The organism is Achromobacter xylosoxidans (assembly GCF_002192695.1).
GTDB classification, from domain to species: Bacteria; Pseudomonadota; Gammaproteobacteria; order Burkholderiales; family Burkholderiaceae_B; genus Achromobacter; species Achromobacter xylosoxidans_C.
The window spans coordinates 1-13,647 of sequence record NZ_MTLG01000055.1 but is presented as its reverse complement, the minus strand read 5'-3'; the positions used below and the strand labels follow the sequence as shown (position 1 = coordinate 13,647).

10 protein-coding genes are annotated in these 13,647 nt (G+C 64.9%); 3 read left to right on the top strand and 7 right to left on the bottom strand.

Features of this window, described 5'->3' with window-relative positions; genetic code table 11:
* Positions 1-190: 190 nt before the first annotated feature.
* The 3 genes from BRO63_RS08815 to tldD form a co-directional block, all read right to left on the bottom strand.
* The gene (locus BRO63_RS08815; RefSeq protein WP_088139357.1) at positions 191-1,600 is read right to left on the bottom strand and encodes an FAD-binding oxidoreductase; all 1,410 of its coding nucleotides are present in this window, start codon (positions 1,598-1,600) and stop codon (positions 191-193) included.
* 102 nt (positions 1,601-1,702) lie between these two features.
* On the bottom strand, positions 1,703-2,776 hold the full coding sequence (aroG, locus tag BRO63_RS08810) for a 3-deoxy-7-phosphoheptulonate synthase AroG (RefSeq protein WP_088139356.1): 1,074 nt from the start codon (positions 2,774-2,776) through the stop codon (positions 1,703-1,705).
* A 254-nt stretch (positions 2,777-3,030) separates the two neighbouring features.
* Positions 3,031-4,491 (bottom strand): metalloprotease TldD, encoded by a 1,461-nt coding sequence (tldD, locus tag BRO63_RS08805; RefSeq protein WP_088139355.1) that lies wholly within the window; start codon positions 4,489-4,491, stop codon positions 3,031-3,033.
* A gap of 789 nt (positions 4,492-5,280) precedes the next feature.
* Between tldD and BRO63_RS08800 the strand changes: the two genes are divergently transcribed.
* Positions 5,281-5,667: an H-NS histone family protein gene (locus tag BRO63_RS08800; protein ID WP_088139354.1), complete on the top strand. Its 387-nt coding sequence runs from the start codon at positions 5,281-5,283 to the stop codon at positions 5,665-5,667.
* An 85-nt stretch (positions 5,668-5,752) separates the two neighbouring features.
* On the opposite strand, the gene BRO63_RS08795 is transcribed toward BRO63_RS08800, so the two are convergent.
* Entirely contained in the window at positions 5,753-6,391 is a 639-nt protein-coding gene (locus BRO63_RS08795; RefSeq protein WP_088139353.1) for a DUF4136 domain-containing protein, read from the bottom strand.
* A 149-nt stretch (positions 6,392-6,540) separates the two neighbouring features.
* Between BRO63_RS08795 and pepN the strand changes: the two genes are divergently transcribed.
* The gene (gene pepN, locus BRO63_RS08790) at positions 6,541-9,246 is read left to right on the top strand and encodes an aminopeptidase N (RefSeq protein WP_088139352.1); all 2,706 of its coding nucleotides are present in this window, start codon (positions 6,541-6,543) and stop codon (positions 9,244-9,246) included.
* 9 nt (positions 9,247-9,255) lie between these two features.
* Entirely contained in the window at positions 9,256-10,278 is a 1,023-nt protein-coding gene (locus BRO63_RS08785) for a class 1 fructose-bisphosphatase (RefSeq protein WP_088139351.1), read from the top strand.
* 80 nt (positions 10,279-10,358) lie between these two features.
* Here BRO63_RS08785 and BRO63_RS08780 read toward each other — a convergent pair whose 3' ends face one another.
* From BRO63_RS08780 to BRO63_RS08770, 3 genes are all read right to left on the bottom strand, one after another.
* A complete protein-coding gene (locus tag BRO63_RS08780; protein ID WP_088139350.1) occupies positions 10,359-10,580 on the bottom strand; it encodes a YgdI/YgdR family lipoprotein in 222 nt (73 codons plus the stop codon).
* A gap of 179 nt (positions 10,581-10,759) precedes the next feature.
* Positions 10,760-12,169, bottom strand: coding sequence for a threonine synthase (thrC, locus tag BRO63_RS08775; protein WP_088139349.1), 1,410 nt, complete (start codon positions 12,167-12,169; stop codon positions 10,760-10,762).
* Complete coding sequence (locus tag BRO63_RS08770; RefSeq protein WP_088139348.1) at positions 12,166-13,470, bottom strand: homoserine dehydrogenase; 1,305 nt, start codon at positions 13,468-13,470, stop codon at positions 12,166-12,168. The genes thrC and BRO63_RS08770 overlap by 4 nt, the downstream gene beginning before the upstream one ends.
* Positions 13,471-13,647 lie beyond the last annotated feature (177 nt).

Here is a 13,647-nt window from a genome sequence, read left to right as displayed (position 1 = left end):
CGCGAGCACCCGTCACTAGCAGACCGGGATTTACCCGCATCCGCGCACCTGCGGCACGCCAGATAAGTAACCAGCCGTAATCGCCAGCATTGCAGGCTGCGTCCGGCCGGCTTGCGCCCTTCATGCCGGCATGAAAAAACCGACGGCATGCCGTCGGCTTCGGAGGTCGGGAGCGCCGCGGCGCCAGCCTTTACCAGGAAACGATCTTTCCCGGGTTCAGGATGTTGTTCGGATCAAACGCATGCTTCAGGCTGCGCATCAGATCCAGGGCATTCTCGCCATGCTCTTCGGCCATGAACTGCATCTTGTGCAGGCCCACGCCATGCTCGCCCGTGCAGGTGCCGTCGGCGGCGATCGCGCGGCGCACCAGGTTGTGGTTGATGGTTTCGGATTCTTCCCACTCTTTGGCGTTGTCCGCATCGAGCAGCATCAGTACGTGGAAGTTGCCGTCGCCAACGTGACCCACGATGGTGTAGGGGAAGCTGGCGCGGTCGAGTTCCTCGACCGTGTCGCGCACGCAATCGGCCAGGCGCGAGATCGGCACGCAGACGTCGGTGGTGCTGGCGCGGCAGCCGGGGCGCAGTTGCAGGCCGGCGAAGTAGGCGTTATGGCGCGCGGTCCACAGGCGGCTGCGGTCTTCGGGACGCTCGGCCCATTCGAAGTCCATGCCGCCGTGATCCGCCGTGATCGCCTGCACGGTTTCGGCCTGCTCCTGCACGCCGGCGGGGCTGCCATGGAACTCGAACACCAGCAGCGGCGTTTCGCGCAGCGTCAGCTTGCTGTGCAGGTTCACCGCGCGCACGCTGGCTGCGTCCATGAACTCGACGCGCGCGACCGGCACGCCCATCTGGATGATTTCGATCACGCTCTGCACGGCCGAATCCAGCGTGGGGAAATTGCAGACCGCGGCCGATACGGCTTCAGGCTGGGGATACAGGCGCACCGTCACTTCGGTGATGATGCCCAGGGTGCCTTCGCTGCCGACGAAGATGCGCGTCAGGTCGTAGCCGGCCGAGGACTTGCGGGCGCGGCCCGCGGTGCGGACGATGCGCCCGTCCGCCGTCACCACGGTCAGCGACATGACGTTCTCGCGCATGGTGCCGTAGCGCACGGCGTTGGTACCGGAGGCGCGCGTGGCCGCCATGCCGCCCAGGCTGGCGTCGGCGCCCGGATCGATCGGGAAGAACAGGCCGGTGTCGCGGATTTCCTCGTTGAGCTGCTTGCGCAGCACGCCCGCCTGCACGGTGGCGGTCAGGTCCTCGGCGTTGACCGCCAGCACCTTGTTCATCTGCGACAGATCGAGGCTGATGCCGCCCTGGATCGCCAGGATGTGGCCTTCCAGCGAAGAGCCGGCGCCATAGGGAATCAGCGGCACGCGATGCTCGTTGCACAGCTTGGCGATCTCGGCCACTTCCTCGGTCGTGTGCGCGAAGACCACGGCGTCCGGCGGCATGGCCGGATAGGGAGACTCATCGCGGCCATGATGGTCGCGCATGGCGGAGGATTCGGACAAGCGGTCGCCAAAGCGGGCGCGCAAGGCATCCAGACAAGCGGCCGGCACCGGGCGGCGCAACGATTCTGCGTGCAAGGGAGCGTTCATGGTCAGCGTGATCTCGGGTTCGTTAACCTGATTATTCTACGCCGCCGCGCACGCCGCGCCGCAAACCGCCAGGCGTTGGCGATCCGCGGCGCTGCCAGGGGGTTACTTGCCGGAGGTCAGGGCGACCCGGCGGCGTTCGCGCACCGCATGGGCCAGGCGCTCCAACACCGCGACCGAGGCATCCCAGTCGATGCAGCCGTCGGTGATGCTCTGGCCGTAGACCAGCGGCGTACCCGGCACCATGTCCTGGCGGCCGCCCAGCAGATGGCTTTCGACCATGACGCCGACCAGGCGGCTGTCGCCCGCTTCCATCTGACGCGCCACGTCATCGATGACCAGCGGCTGGTTCTCGGGTTTCTTGCTGCTGTTGGCGTGGCTGGCGTCGATCATGATGCGTTGCGCCAGGCCGGCCTTGGACATGTCCTGGCAGGCCGCCTCGACGCTTGCCGCGTCGTAGTTCGGCGCCTTGCCGCCGCGCAGGATGACGTGGCAATCCTCGTTGCCGGCCGTCGACACGATGGCGGAATGGCCGCCCTTGGTCACCGACAGGAAATGGTGCGGCTGCGACGCCGCCTTGATCGCGTCCACCGCGATCTTCACATTGCCGTCGGTACCGTTCTTGAACCCCACCGGACACGACAGTCCCGAAGCCAGTTCGCGATGCACCTGGCTTTCCGTCGTCCGAGCCCCGATCGCCCCCCAGGAGACCAGATCCGCGATGTACTGCGGCGTAATCATGTCCAGGAACTCGCAACCCGCTGGCAGTCCCAGGCTGTTGATATCCAGCAGCAGTTCGCGGGCGACGCGCACGCCCTTGTTGATGTCGAAGCTACCATCCAGATCCGGATCGTTGATCAGGCCCTTCCAGCCCACGGTGGTGCGCGGCTTCTCGAAGTACACGCGCATCACGATTTCCAGGTCGGCGCTCAGCCGGTCGCGCACGGGCTTCAGACGCTTCGCATATTCGATGGCCGCGCGGGTGTCATGGATCGAGCAGGGACCGATCACGACGATCATCCGGTCATCCATGCCGTGCAGGATGCGGTGCATCCCCTGGCGGGCGGCGAACACGGTGTCGGACGCCTCCTTGGTGCAGGCGAACTCGCGCATGACGTGCGCGGGCGGGTTCAGCTCTTTGATTTCTCGAATGCGAAGGTCGTCGGTATTGTGTGACACGGTACTGCTCCTGGGTTGCCCGCCACGGGGATGTTCCCGAGTAGGTTTTCCTCAACTGGCGGCGCAAAAAAAGCCGCCAGTTCGCTGGCGGCTTTTTTGGGGGGATTCTTTCCAAACTTCAGATTGAGCGCGTCCCTTCCTCCGCCAGCGGCTTCAGAAAACCATAAAAATAAAAATAAAAGGCGGGGGACGCGAATTTCATGGGGATTGACTCTAGCACAATTTTCTTGAGCCGTCACCAGCGTTTTTTCAGATCAGGCGGTACCACCGACCGTCAGGCCTTCCATGCGGACCGTAGGCATGCCCACGCCGACGGGGACGCTCTGGCCGTCCTTGCCGCAGGTGCCCACGCCCGAATCCAACTGCAGGTCGTTGCCGATCATGGTGACGCGGGTCATGGCGTCCGGACCGTTGCCGATCAGGGTGGCGCCCTTGACCGGATAGGTCACCTTGCCGTTTTCGATCATGTAGGCCTCGGACGCCGAGAACACGAATTTGCCGTTGGTGATGTCGACCTGGCCGCCGCCGAAGTTGACCGCGTACAGCCCGCGCTTGACGGACGACACGATTTCCTCGGCCGGCTTGTCGCCCGCCAGCATGTAGGTATTGGTCATGCGCGGCATGGGCAGGTGCGCGAACGATTCGCGGCGGCCGTTGCCGGTGGCGGCGGTCTTCATGAGGCGCGCGTTCAGCGTGTCCTGCATGTAGCCGCGCAGGATGCCGTCCTCGATCAGCACGTTGCGCTGGGTGGCGTTGCCTTCGTCGTCGATGTTGAGCGAACCGCGGCGATCCGGAATCGTGCCGTCATCCACCACCGTCACGCCCTTGGAGGCCACACGCTCGCCGATGCGGCCGGAGAACACGCTGGAGCCCTTGCGGTTGAAATCGCCTTCCAGGCCATGGCCGACGGCTTCGTGCAGCAGGATGCCGGGCCAGCCGGAACCCAGCACGACGGTCATTTCGCCGGCCGGCGCCGGGCGCGCCTCGAGATTCACCATGGCTTCGTGCACCGCGCGCTCGACGTAGCCCTGCAGCATTTCGTCCGTGAAATAGGCCAGGCCCAGACGGCCGCCGCCACCGGCATGGCCCATCTCGCGGCGCCCATTGCGCTCCGCGATCACGGTCAGGGACAGGCGCACCAGCGGACGCACGTCGGCGGCCAGGCGGCCGTCGCTGCCGGCCACCAGCACCACGTCATATTCGGCGCCCAGGCCCGCCATGACCTGGATCACGTGCGGATCGCGCGCGCGAGCCATGCGCTCCACGCGTTCGAGCAGGGCGACTTTCTCGGGGGCGCTCAACGTAGCCACCGGATCGATATCGGCATACAGGCTGCGGCCGATCTCGGCTTCGACCTGCGCCGCCACCTTTACCTTGCCTGCGCCGCGGCGCGCGATGCCGCGCACGGCATGCGCCGACGACAACAGCGCTTCCGGCGACAGCGAATCGGAATAGGCGAAGGCGGTTTTCTCGCCGCTGACCGCGCGCACCCCGACGCCCTGGCTGATCGAAAAACTGCCGGTCTTGACGATGCCCTCTTCCAGGCTCCAGCCTTCGCTACGCGTGTACTGGAAGTACAGATCGGCGTAGTCGACCTTGTGCGTGAAGATTTCTCCCAGCGCACGCGCCATGTCCGCCTCGGTCAGGCCCCAGGGGTCGAGCAGCAGGGATTTGGCGGTGGCGAGGGAAGCAATGGCGGGATCGATGATTTTCATGGGGCTCTGTACAGGAAGCGGCGGCGCGCAGGCGCGCGCTCGCGGCGATACTTGAGATCATATCGTAACGCTGGCGCGGCCTGGCCGTCGCGGAGTTCCCTGGCGGAAAGGACTCCCCCGGGGAAGACCCCGGCGGCGAAAAATGCCACGGGCATTATCCATGGAGAATGAATGGGGTCGGAATATTACATATCAAGCCAAGAAGACGAGCCCACACCATGTCCGATGCGCCCCTTTTTCCGAATAGCCGTAGGACACCGGTGCACGCGGGCATACAGGCAGGACGCACACTTCAAACTCGTCATACAACTTGACATGAAAATGAAATATGCCAAACGGGCAATCAGGTAGGCAATACAGACCCGGGAAGGTTAACGGTCGGACGAAAATCAAGGCGCCAGACAATTGATCCGCTCCTGTACGCAACGTCATCAGACCACGTTCAGCGTCGCGCCGCCCGCCAGCACAATCGGGCGCGGCAGCCCGCAAGCCGCGTACTTGCGTGCTCAGCGAGACAAATCGGGCGCAGGCAAGAGCACGCACGGCCATTTGTCCGTCTCGTGAACCAATACCCGCATTGTTTCAAGTTGTCCCAAATTCGAGAATATCCTTCCCAAGACTTGGCCACTGCCGCATTCCCGGACCAAAAAACGGCATTCGACTCTTTTGATACAAAGTAATTGCTTCAGAAACCGCGAAGTCAAGCCACAATTTCTGTATTATGCGAAGCACAACAATTACACATAACTTCGCCGGCGATTACAGCAGTTCCATAATCAGGAATAAACCATGGCCCGAGAATCCTACGCAGCACTGCAAGCAAAGATCGAAAAGGAAATCAACAAACTACAAAAGAAGGCTGAAGTCCTGCAAACCAAGCGTCGCAAGCCCGTGATCACGCAGATCATCACGTCGATGCGCGAGTACGACATCACGCCCGAAGAAATCGTTGCAGCCTATGGCGCCGGCAAACCCGCCCGCGCCGCCACCACTGGCGGGCGCCGCAAGGCTGGCGCCGCTGCCCGTCCGGCCAACGCCGCCAAACGCGCCGTTGCGCCCAAGTACCGCCATCCTCAAACAGGGGAAACGTGGAGCGGCCGTGGCAAGGCTCCCCGCTGGCTCGCCGCGGAAGAAGCCGCAGGCGCAACCCGCGACAGTTTTCTTATCAAAGAATAAGAACCTATTCGCCAGTATTAAAAAATCGGCGCACCAAAATGGTGCGCCGATTTTATTTAAAGGCTGACCCAAAGGCCGCCGAAACTCACTGCACCGGAAAACGAATTTCGCGCTCCGCGCCATTATTTCCGGGGAAATTATCAAATATTGCACGCACCAGATACGGCATGGTCCGTAGGAAATCGTCGCGCTCGCTCAATATGAAAGCGCTGGAACGGTATACCTCCGCGCCGCCGCGCTGGGTGTCATAGATATGCAGGGTGAGGGTATTGCGCTGCACGACCATCGGCACGTCGACCCAGTCTGGGCCCCAATAGCCGTACCCGGCGCCCCAGGGACGCGGGCCGTAGAAACCGCCATAGCCGTAGCCGCCATAGAAATATGGGTCGTACGGACGCTGCACCATTATCTGGGTCTGGGTGGTGCCGTACTTGAACGACACGTCGAAACGGCCCTTGGCCCCAGGCTTGGCTTCGACCAGGCCTGTTGCGCCTATGCCGGCACGCACCATGTCCTGATAGGACTGATATTCGAGGTTGTTGTTTTGCGAGGCGTCCGCGGCAATGAATTGATATGTCTGCCCTTCCACGCCCGCCGGCCATTGCTGAAACGACGTCACCCGCGCGGAAACCGTGGGAGCCGCGCAACCCGACAAGGCGAGCGCCCCCGCCACGGCCAGCAGACCCGCCCAGCGGCGTGCATTGAACATGGACAACCTCGACATTTTGCAACCCCTCCGGCGCGCGACGGCGCCATGATACTGACTTTGACTCGAACCGCTACAAAAAGTTTACGGTACGCCAAACGGCCCAGGGCGGCCCATCATGCCCAGCCACTACAATAGAGCCCTCGTTCATACAGGACTGCAATCCCATGCGCACAGACACGCCCGTAACCGTATATCGCAAGGATTACCAGCCCTACCCCTACGACATTCCCGAAGTCGCCCTCGCCTTCGACCTCGCGCCGGACGCGACCGAAGTGCGCTGCACGATGCAAGTGCAGCGCAAGGCCGGGGCCAGCGCCGACGCCGCCCTGGTCCTGGACGGGGTAGACCTGGAACTCGTCTCGGTAGGCGTCAATGGCGCGGCCCTGCCCGCCGACAGCTACCGCCTGTCCGAACACAGCCTGGCCCTCCACGGCCTGCCGTCCAGCGCCACGGTGGAAATCGTCAGCCGCTGCAAGCCGTCGGCCAATTCGACGCTGATGGGCCTGTACGTCTCGGGCGGCAACTTCTTCACCCAGTGCGAAGCCGAGGGCTTTCGCCGCATTACCTGGTTCGCGGACCGGCCCGATGTGATGTCGCGCTACCGCGTGACCCTGCGCGCCCAGCCGGAGTATCCGGTACTGCTGTCCAACGGCAACCTGCTGGCCACCCGCCAGTTGCCCGACGGCCGCAACGAAGTCGAATGGGAAGACCCCTTCCCCAAACCCTGCTACCTGTTCGCGCTGGTGGCCGGCAAGCTCACGCACCGCGAGACCACCGTGAAGACCGCCAGCGGCCGCGACGTGCTGCTGCAGGTCTACAGCGACCCGGGCTCGGAGTCCAAGACCGAATGGGCCCTGGATTCGCTGGTGCGGGCCCTGCGCTGGGACGAGAGCCGCTTCGGCCTGGAGCTGGACCTGGACCGCTTCATGATCGTGGCCGTCCACGACTTCAACATGGGCGCGATGGAAAACAAGGGCTTGAACATATTCAATGCCGCCTACGTGCTGGCCGATGCGGAAACGGCCACGGACGCCAACTATGAAGGCATCGAGTCCGTCATCGGACACGAGTACTTTCACAACTGGACCGGCAACCGCGTCACCTGCCGCGACTGGTTCCAACTGAGCCTGAAGGAAGGCCTGACCGTCTTCCGCGACCAGGAATTCAGCGCCGACATGATGGCCCACGGCATGGATGCCGCCGAGGCCGCCAGCGCCCGCGCGGTCAAGCGCATCGACGACGTGGTGGCGCTGCGCGCCGCCCAGTTTCCGGAAGACGCCGGCCCCATGGCCCACCCGATCCGGCCGGAAAGCTACCAGGAGATCGGCAACTTCTACACCGCGACCGTGTACGAAAAAGGCGCCGAGGTCATCCGCATGCAGCACACCCTGCTGGGCGAGGAAGGCTTTCGCGCCGGCATGGACGAGTACTTCCGCCGCCATGACGGCCAGGCCGTGACCTGCGATGACTTCGTCGCCGCCATGGAATCCGTCTACGTGCGCCAGCACCCGGACCGCGACCTGTCCGTGTTCCGCCGCTGGTACCGCCAGGCCGGCACGCCGCGCGTGACGGCCAAGCTCGAGCACGACGCCGCCGCGCGCCGCTGCACCGTGACGCTCACCCAGGAATGCCCGCCGGTGGGCGTGGAAAAGAAGGCTGGCGCCGACTACGTGAAGGCTCCCTTCCACATCCCGTTCGCCATCGGCTTGCTGGACCGCGACGGCCGCGCCCTGCCCCTGCGCCATGCAGGCGGGGTCCAGGACACCGCGCTGCTGGAACTTACGCAACAAAGCCAGCAATGGGTATTCGAGGATATCGCCGAGCGCCCCGTGCCGTCGCTGTTGCGCGACTTTTCGGCCCCCGTCATCGTCGATTACGGCTGGACCAACGAGGAACTGGCCCTGCTGTCGGCGCATGACAGCAATCCTTTCGCGCGCTGGGAAGCCGGCCAGGAATTCGCCACCCGCCAGATCCTGGCGCTGGCCGAGGCCCGCCAAGCCGGCAAGACCCTGCATGCCGAGGCTGCCTTCATCGAGACCTGGCGCGCGCTGCTGACCGATCCGGCGCTCGACGCCGCCTACCGCGCCCGCGCCCTGGCCCTGCCGTCCGAAAAGACCCTGGCCGAACGCATGCAGCAGGTGGACCCGCCTGCCCTGGCGGTCGCGCGCGACTTCCTGCGCGCCGAACTGGGCCGCCAGCTGGCCGCCGAATTCCGCCAGGCATTCGACGACAACCAGACCCCGGGCGAGTACAGCCCGGCGCCGGTGCCCGCCGGCCAGCGCGCCATGAAGAACCTGGCGCTCAGCCACCTGATGGCCGCGGGCGAACTCGACGCCCAGCGCCTGGCCGAGCAGCAGTACGAGAAGGCCGGCAACATGACCGACAGCATGGCGGCGCTGTCCGCGCTGGTCAATTTCGGCCAGGGCGAATACCCGCAAAAGGCGCTCGCCGCGTTCTACGACAAATGGCGCGACAACGCCCTGGTGGTGGACAAGTGGTTCGCCCTGCAGGCCGCGGCCCGCTCGACCACCGTGCAGACGGCGCGCGAGCTGATGCAGCACCCCGCCTTCACCTTGCGCAACCCGAACCGCGCGCGCTCGCTGATCTTCCAGTTCTGCCTGAACAACGCCCGCGGCATGCATCATCCCGACGGCACCGGCTACGCCTTCTGGGCCGAGCAGGTGCTGGCGCTGGACGCCCTCAATCCCGAGATCGCCGCCCGCCTGGCGCGCGCGCTGGACAACTGGTCGCGCTTCGTGCCCGCCCTGCGCACGCCCATGCAGGCCGCCCTGCAGCAGGTGCGCGCCCACCCCGGCCTGTCGCGCAATGTGCAGGAAATCGTATCCAAGGCTTTAGAATTCGCAGCATAGGAGGTTCCTTTGAAACGCAAAACACTGACCCAATACCTGGTGGAGCAGCAACGCTCCGCCCAAGCCCTCGCGCCGGAAGTGCGGCTGCTCATCGAAGTGGTCGCGCGCGCCTGCAAGGCCATCAGCCATGCGGTGAGCAAGGGCGCGCTCGGCGGCGTCCTCGGCAGCCTGGAAAGCGAGAACGTCCAGGGCGAAGTGCAGAAGAAGCTGGACGTGCTGTCCAACGAGATCCTGCTCGAAGCCAATGAATGGGGCGGCCACCTGGCGGCCATGGCCTCGGAAGAAATGGAAACCATCCATCTGATTCCGAACCGCTATCCCAAGGGCGAATACCTGCTGCTGTTCGATCCCCTGGACGGCTCCTCGAACATCGACGTCAACGTCTCCATCGGCACCATCTTCTCGGTGCTGCACGCGCCGCACGATGTGTCGGGCGCGCCCGTGTGCGAACAGGACTTCCTGCAGCCGGGCGACAAGCAGGTCGTGGCCGGCTATGCCGTCTACGGTCCGCAGACCATGCTGGTGCTGACCATCGGCAATGGCGTGGTGGGTTTCACGCTGGACCGCGAAATGGGCTCGTGGGTGCTGACGCACGAGAACATCCGCGTGCCGGAAGACACCAAGGAGTTCGCCATCAACATGTCGAACATGCGCCACTGGGCCGCCCCGGTCAAGCGCTACGTCGACGACTGCCTGGCCGGCACGACCGGTCCGCTGGGCAAGGACTACAACATGCGCTGGATCGCCTCCATGGTGGCGGACGTGCATCGCATCCTGACCCGCGGCGGCATCTTCATGTACCCCTGGGATGCCCGCGAACCGGGCAAGGCCGGCAAGCTGCGCCTGATGTACGAAGCCAATCCCATGAGCTTCCTGGTCGAACAGGCCGGCGGCGCCGCGATCAACGGCACGCAGCGCATCATGGCGATCCAGCCGGACAAGCTGCACCAGCGCGTCAGCGTGATCCTGGGTTCGAAGAACGAAGTCGAACGCGTCGGCCGCTACCACGCCGAGGAAGCCGCCAAGCAGTAGGCTGCGCTCCACGCCAACGGAAAAGCCCCGGCGCCTCAGGCGGCCGGGGCTTTTTCATGGGCGCGCCATCGGAACGGCGGTCACTTCACCTGTTCGATGGACTTCACGTCGTCCTTGTTGATCTGGACCTTCTTGCCGTCCTTGTCATACTCGTACATGCCCGAATCCTTGTCGTACTTGGGCGTGTCGGGCGTCACGGTCGAGCTGCCGTCCCGCTGCTGAATGACCGACGGAGACGAGCATCCGGCCAGTACCCCGAATCCGGTCAAGGCCAGGGCAAGCGTCATGGTCTTCAGTTTCATGGGCGTGTACTCCGAAAGTGAATCGTGAATTCACTGTATCTGACGCCGTCCCCGCATTCGTGACGGGTTGTGGTCAAAATGCATGCGAAGGTAAGGCCGCGGACCCGCCAGAAAGCAAAAAACCCCTCGCGGGCCCGGCCTGCGAGGGGTTGCACACGCATACAAGACGCTAGCGGCCTTTACACCTTGGCGTGCGCCTCGATGAAACGGCGCACGGCGGCCACGTCGCAATCCATGATCTCGACGCGCTGCGGCAGGGATTCCAGGTCCGCCAGGTTGCCCGGCGGCGTGGCCGGACGGCCCAGGGCCTCTTCGATGGTTTCCGAGAACTTCGCCGGCAAGGCGGTTTCCAGGACCAGCATGGGCACGCCGGGTTCGACGAACTCGCGCGCGACCTTGACGCCATCGGCGGTGTGCGGATCGATCAGCACGCCGGTTTCGTCGTAGACCGAACGGATCGTCGCCAGGCGGTCCTCGTGCGAGCTTGCGCCCGACACGAAGCCATAACGCTCCTCGAACTGCGGCTTCAGGGCGGACAGGTCGAATGAGCCGTCGCGCGCCATGCCGGCCCATAGTTCCTTGACGCGAGCGGCGTCGCGGCCGACCAGGTCAAACACGAAGCGCTCGAAGTTCGAGGCGCGCGAAATGTCCATGGACGGGCTGGAGGTGGCATAGGTCTGCTTGGCGGGACGCGGACGATAGACGCCCGTGCGGAAGAACTCTTCCAGCACGTTGTTCTCGTTCGTGGCCAGCACCAGGCGGCGGATAGGCAGGCCCATGCTGCGCGCGATATGGCCGGACAGGATGTTGCCGAAGTTGCCCGAAGGCACCGCGAACGAGACCTGCTCGCCAGCCTTGCTGGTGGCGCGCAGCCAGCCGTGGAAGTAGTACACCACCTGGGCGGCGATGCGCGCCCAGTTGATGGAGTTGACCGCGCCCAGGCGGTACTTGGTCTTGAACGCCAGGTCGCCGGCCAAGGCCTTGACGATATCCTGGGCCTCGTCGAACACGCCGTGCACGGCGATGTTGTGAATGTTCTCGTCCTGCAGCGAATACATCTGCGCGCGCTGGAAGGCGCTCATGCGGCCCTGGGGCGACAGCATGAACACCGCCACGCCCTGCTTGCCGCGCAAGGCGTATTCCGCCGCCGAACCCGTATCGCCGGAAGTGGCGCCCACGATGTTCAGGGTGGTGCCGCGCTGGGCCAGCACGTATTCGAAGACCTGGCCCAGGAACTGCATGGCCATGTCCTTGAAGGCCAGCGTCGGCCCTTCGGACAGGCCCAGCAGCGACAGGCCGCCGTCCAGCGGACGCAACGGGACGATGTCCTCGCTGTTGAAGGTCTGCTGGCTATAGGCTGCGCGCGTCAGGCGGCGCAGATCGTCGGCCGGGATGTCGGTGGCGAACAGCGACAGCACTTCGAACGCCAGGTCGGCATACGGCAGGCCGCGCCAGGACTCCAGTGTTTCCGCCGAAACCTGGGGCAGTTGCTCCGGCATCGCCAGGCCGCCGTCGGGCGCCAGACCTTCCAGCAGGATGTCCGAGAATTCCAGCGGCGTCATGCCGCCGCGGGTAGAGATGTATTTCATAGCAAATTTTCCACGCGCAGGCGCGTCACTTTCGAGCGCACGAACGGCAAGGCTTCGATGCGTTCGATCGCCTGATTGACGTTGCCTTCGACCGCCTCATGCGTCAGGAAGATGATGTCGGCGCCGCCGATGTGCGACGGCTGCTGGATCATCGAGCCGATGGAGATGGAGCGGTCGGCCAGGATGCGGGCGATGTCGGCCAGCACGCCCGGCTGGTCGTCCACGCGCAGGCGCAGGTAATACGAGGTGCTGACCTGTTCGATCGGCAGGATCGGCGTGTCGGACATGGCGTCCGGCTGGAAGGCCAGGTGCGGCACGCGGTTGCCCGGGTCGGCGGTATGCAGACGGGTCACGTCGACCAGGTCGGCCACCACGGCCGAGGCCGTGGGTTCCTCGCCCGCGCCCTGGCCGTAGTACAGCGTGGGGCCGACGGCGTCGCCCTTGACCAGCACGGCGTTCATCGCGCCTTCGACGTTGGCCAGCAGGCGCTCGGCCGGTACCAGCGCCGGATGCACGCGCAGCTCGATGCCGTCCGGGCGGCGCTTGGTGACACCCAGCAGCTTGATGCGGTAGCCCAGGCGCTCCGCATGCTCGATGTCTTCGGCGGCCAGCTGCGAAATGCCCTCGATGTAGGCGCGCTCGAACTGGACCGGCACGCCGAAGGCCAGCGAGGCCAGCAGGGTCAGCTTGTGGGCAGCGTCCACGCCTTCCACGTCGAACGTGGGATCGGCTTCGGCATAGCCCAGGCGCTGCGCCTCGGCCAGCACGTCGGCGAACGGCAGGCCGCGCGAACGCATTTCGGACAGGATGAAGTTGGTGGTGCCGTTGATGATGCCGGCCACCCACTGGATGCGGTTGGCGGTCAGGCCTTCGCGGATCGCCTTGATGATGGGGATGCCGCCGGCGACGGCGGCTTCAAAGGTCACCATCACGCCGCGTTCGTGGGCCGCGGCGAAGATCTCGTTGCCGTGCTTGGCCAGCAGCGCCTTGTTGGCGGTCACGACGTGCTTGCCGTTGGCGATGGCTTCCAGCACCAGCTCGCGCGCCAGCGTGTCGCCGCCGATCAGTTCGACCACGATGTCGATTTCAGGATCGCGCACCAGCGCGCGCACATCGGTATCGACCAGGATGGCGTCGCCCACCCGCGCACGCGCCTTGGCCACATCGCGCACCGCGGCGCGGGTCACTTCGATGCGGCGGCCGGCACGGCGCGCAATTTCTTCCGCGTTGCGCGACAGCACCGACCAGGTGCCTCCGCCAACCACGCCCAGGCCGAGCAGGCCGACTTTCATGGGTTTCATCGCGGCGCCTTCTGCGGGCGGGCGTTGAGGGGAATTCATTTTCGGTTCTCCATAACTGCTGTACGAGAGCTGCGCCCCCTGATACGGTGCCCCCTATCGGGATGCCGCGGATCCGGCTCCGCCGGTCCGCAGGCATGCCCCCTTGAGGGGGAAGCGCGCAGCGCTTCGGGGGTGGGC

Excerpts from the sequence above, each read along its gene's own strand:
- BRO63_RS08815 (WP_088139357.1), bottom strand. The coding sequence starts at position 1,600 with ATGAACGCTCCCTTGCACGCAGAATCGTTGCGCCGCCCGGTGCCGGCC.
- tldD (WP_088139355.1), bottom strand. The coding sequence starts at position 4,491 with ATGAAAATCATCGATCCCGCCATTGCTTCCCTCGCCACCGCCAAATCC.
- BRO63_RS08800 (WP_088139354.1), top strand. The coding sequence starts at position 5,281 with ATGGCCCGAGAATCCTACGCAGCACTGCAAGCAAAGATCGAAAAGGAA.
- BRO63_RS08795 (WP_088139353.1), bottom strand. The coding sequence starts at position 6,391 with ATGTCGAGGTTGTCCATGTTCAATGCACGCCGCTGGGCGGGTCTGCTG.
- pepN (WP_088139352.1), top strand. The coding sequence starts at position 6,541 with ATGCGCACAGACACGCCCGTAACCGTATATCGCAAGGATTACCAGCCC.
- BRO63_RS08780 (WP_088139350.1), bottom strand. The coding sequence starts at position 10,580 with ATGAAACTGAAGACCATGACGCTTGCCCTGGCCTTGACCGGATTCGGG.
- thrC (WP_088139349.1), bottom strand. The coding sequence starts at position 12,169 with ATGAAATACATCTCTACCCGCGGCGGCATGACGCCGCTGGAATTCTCG.
- BRO63_RS08770 (WP_088139348.1), bottom strand. The coding sequence starts at position 13,470 with ATGAAACCCATGAAAGTCGGCCTGCTCGGCCTGGGCGTGGTTGGCGGA.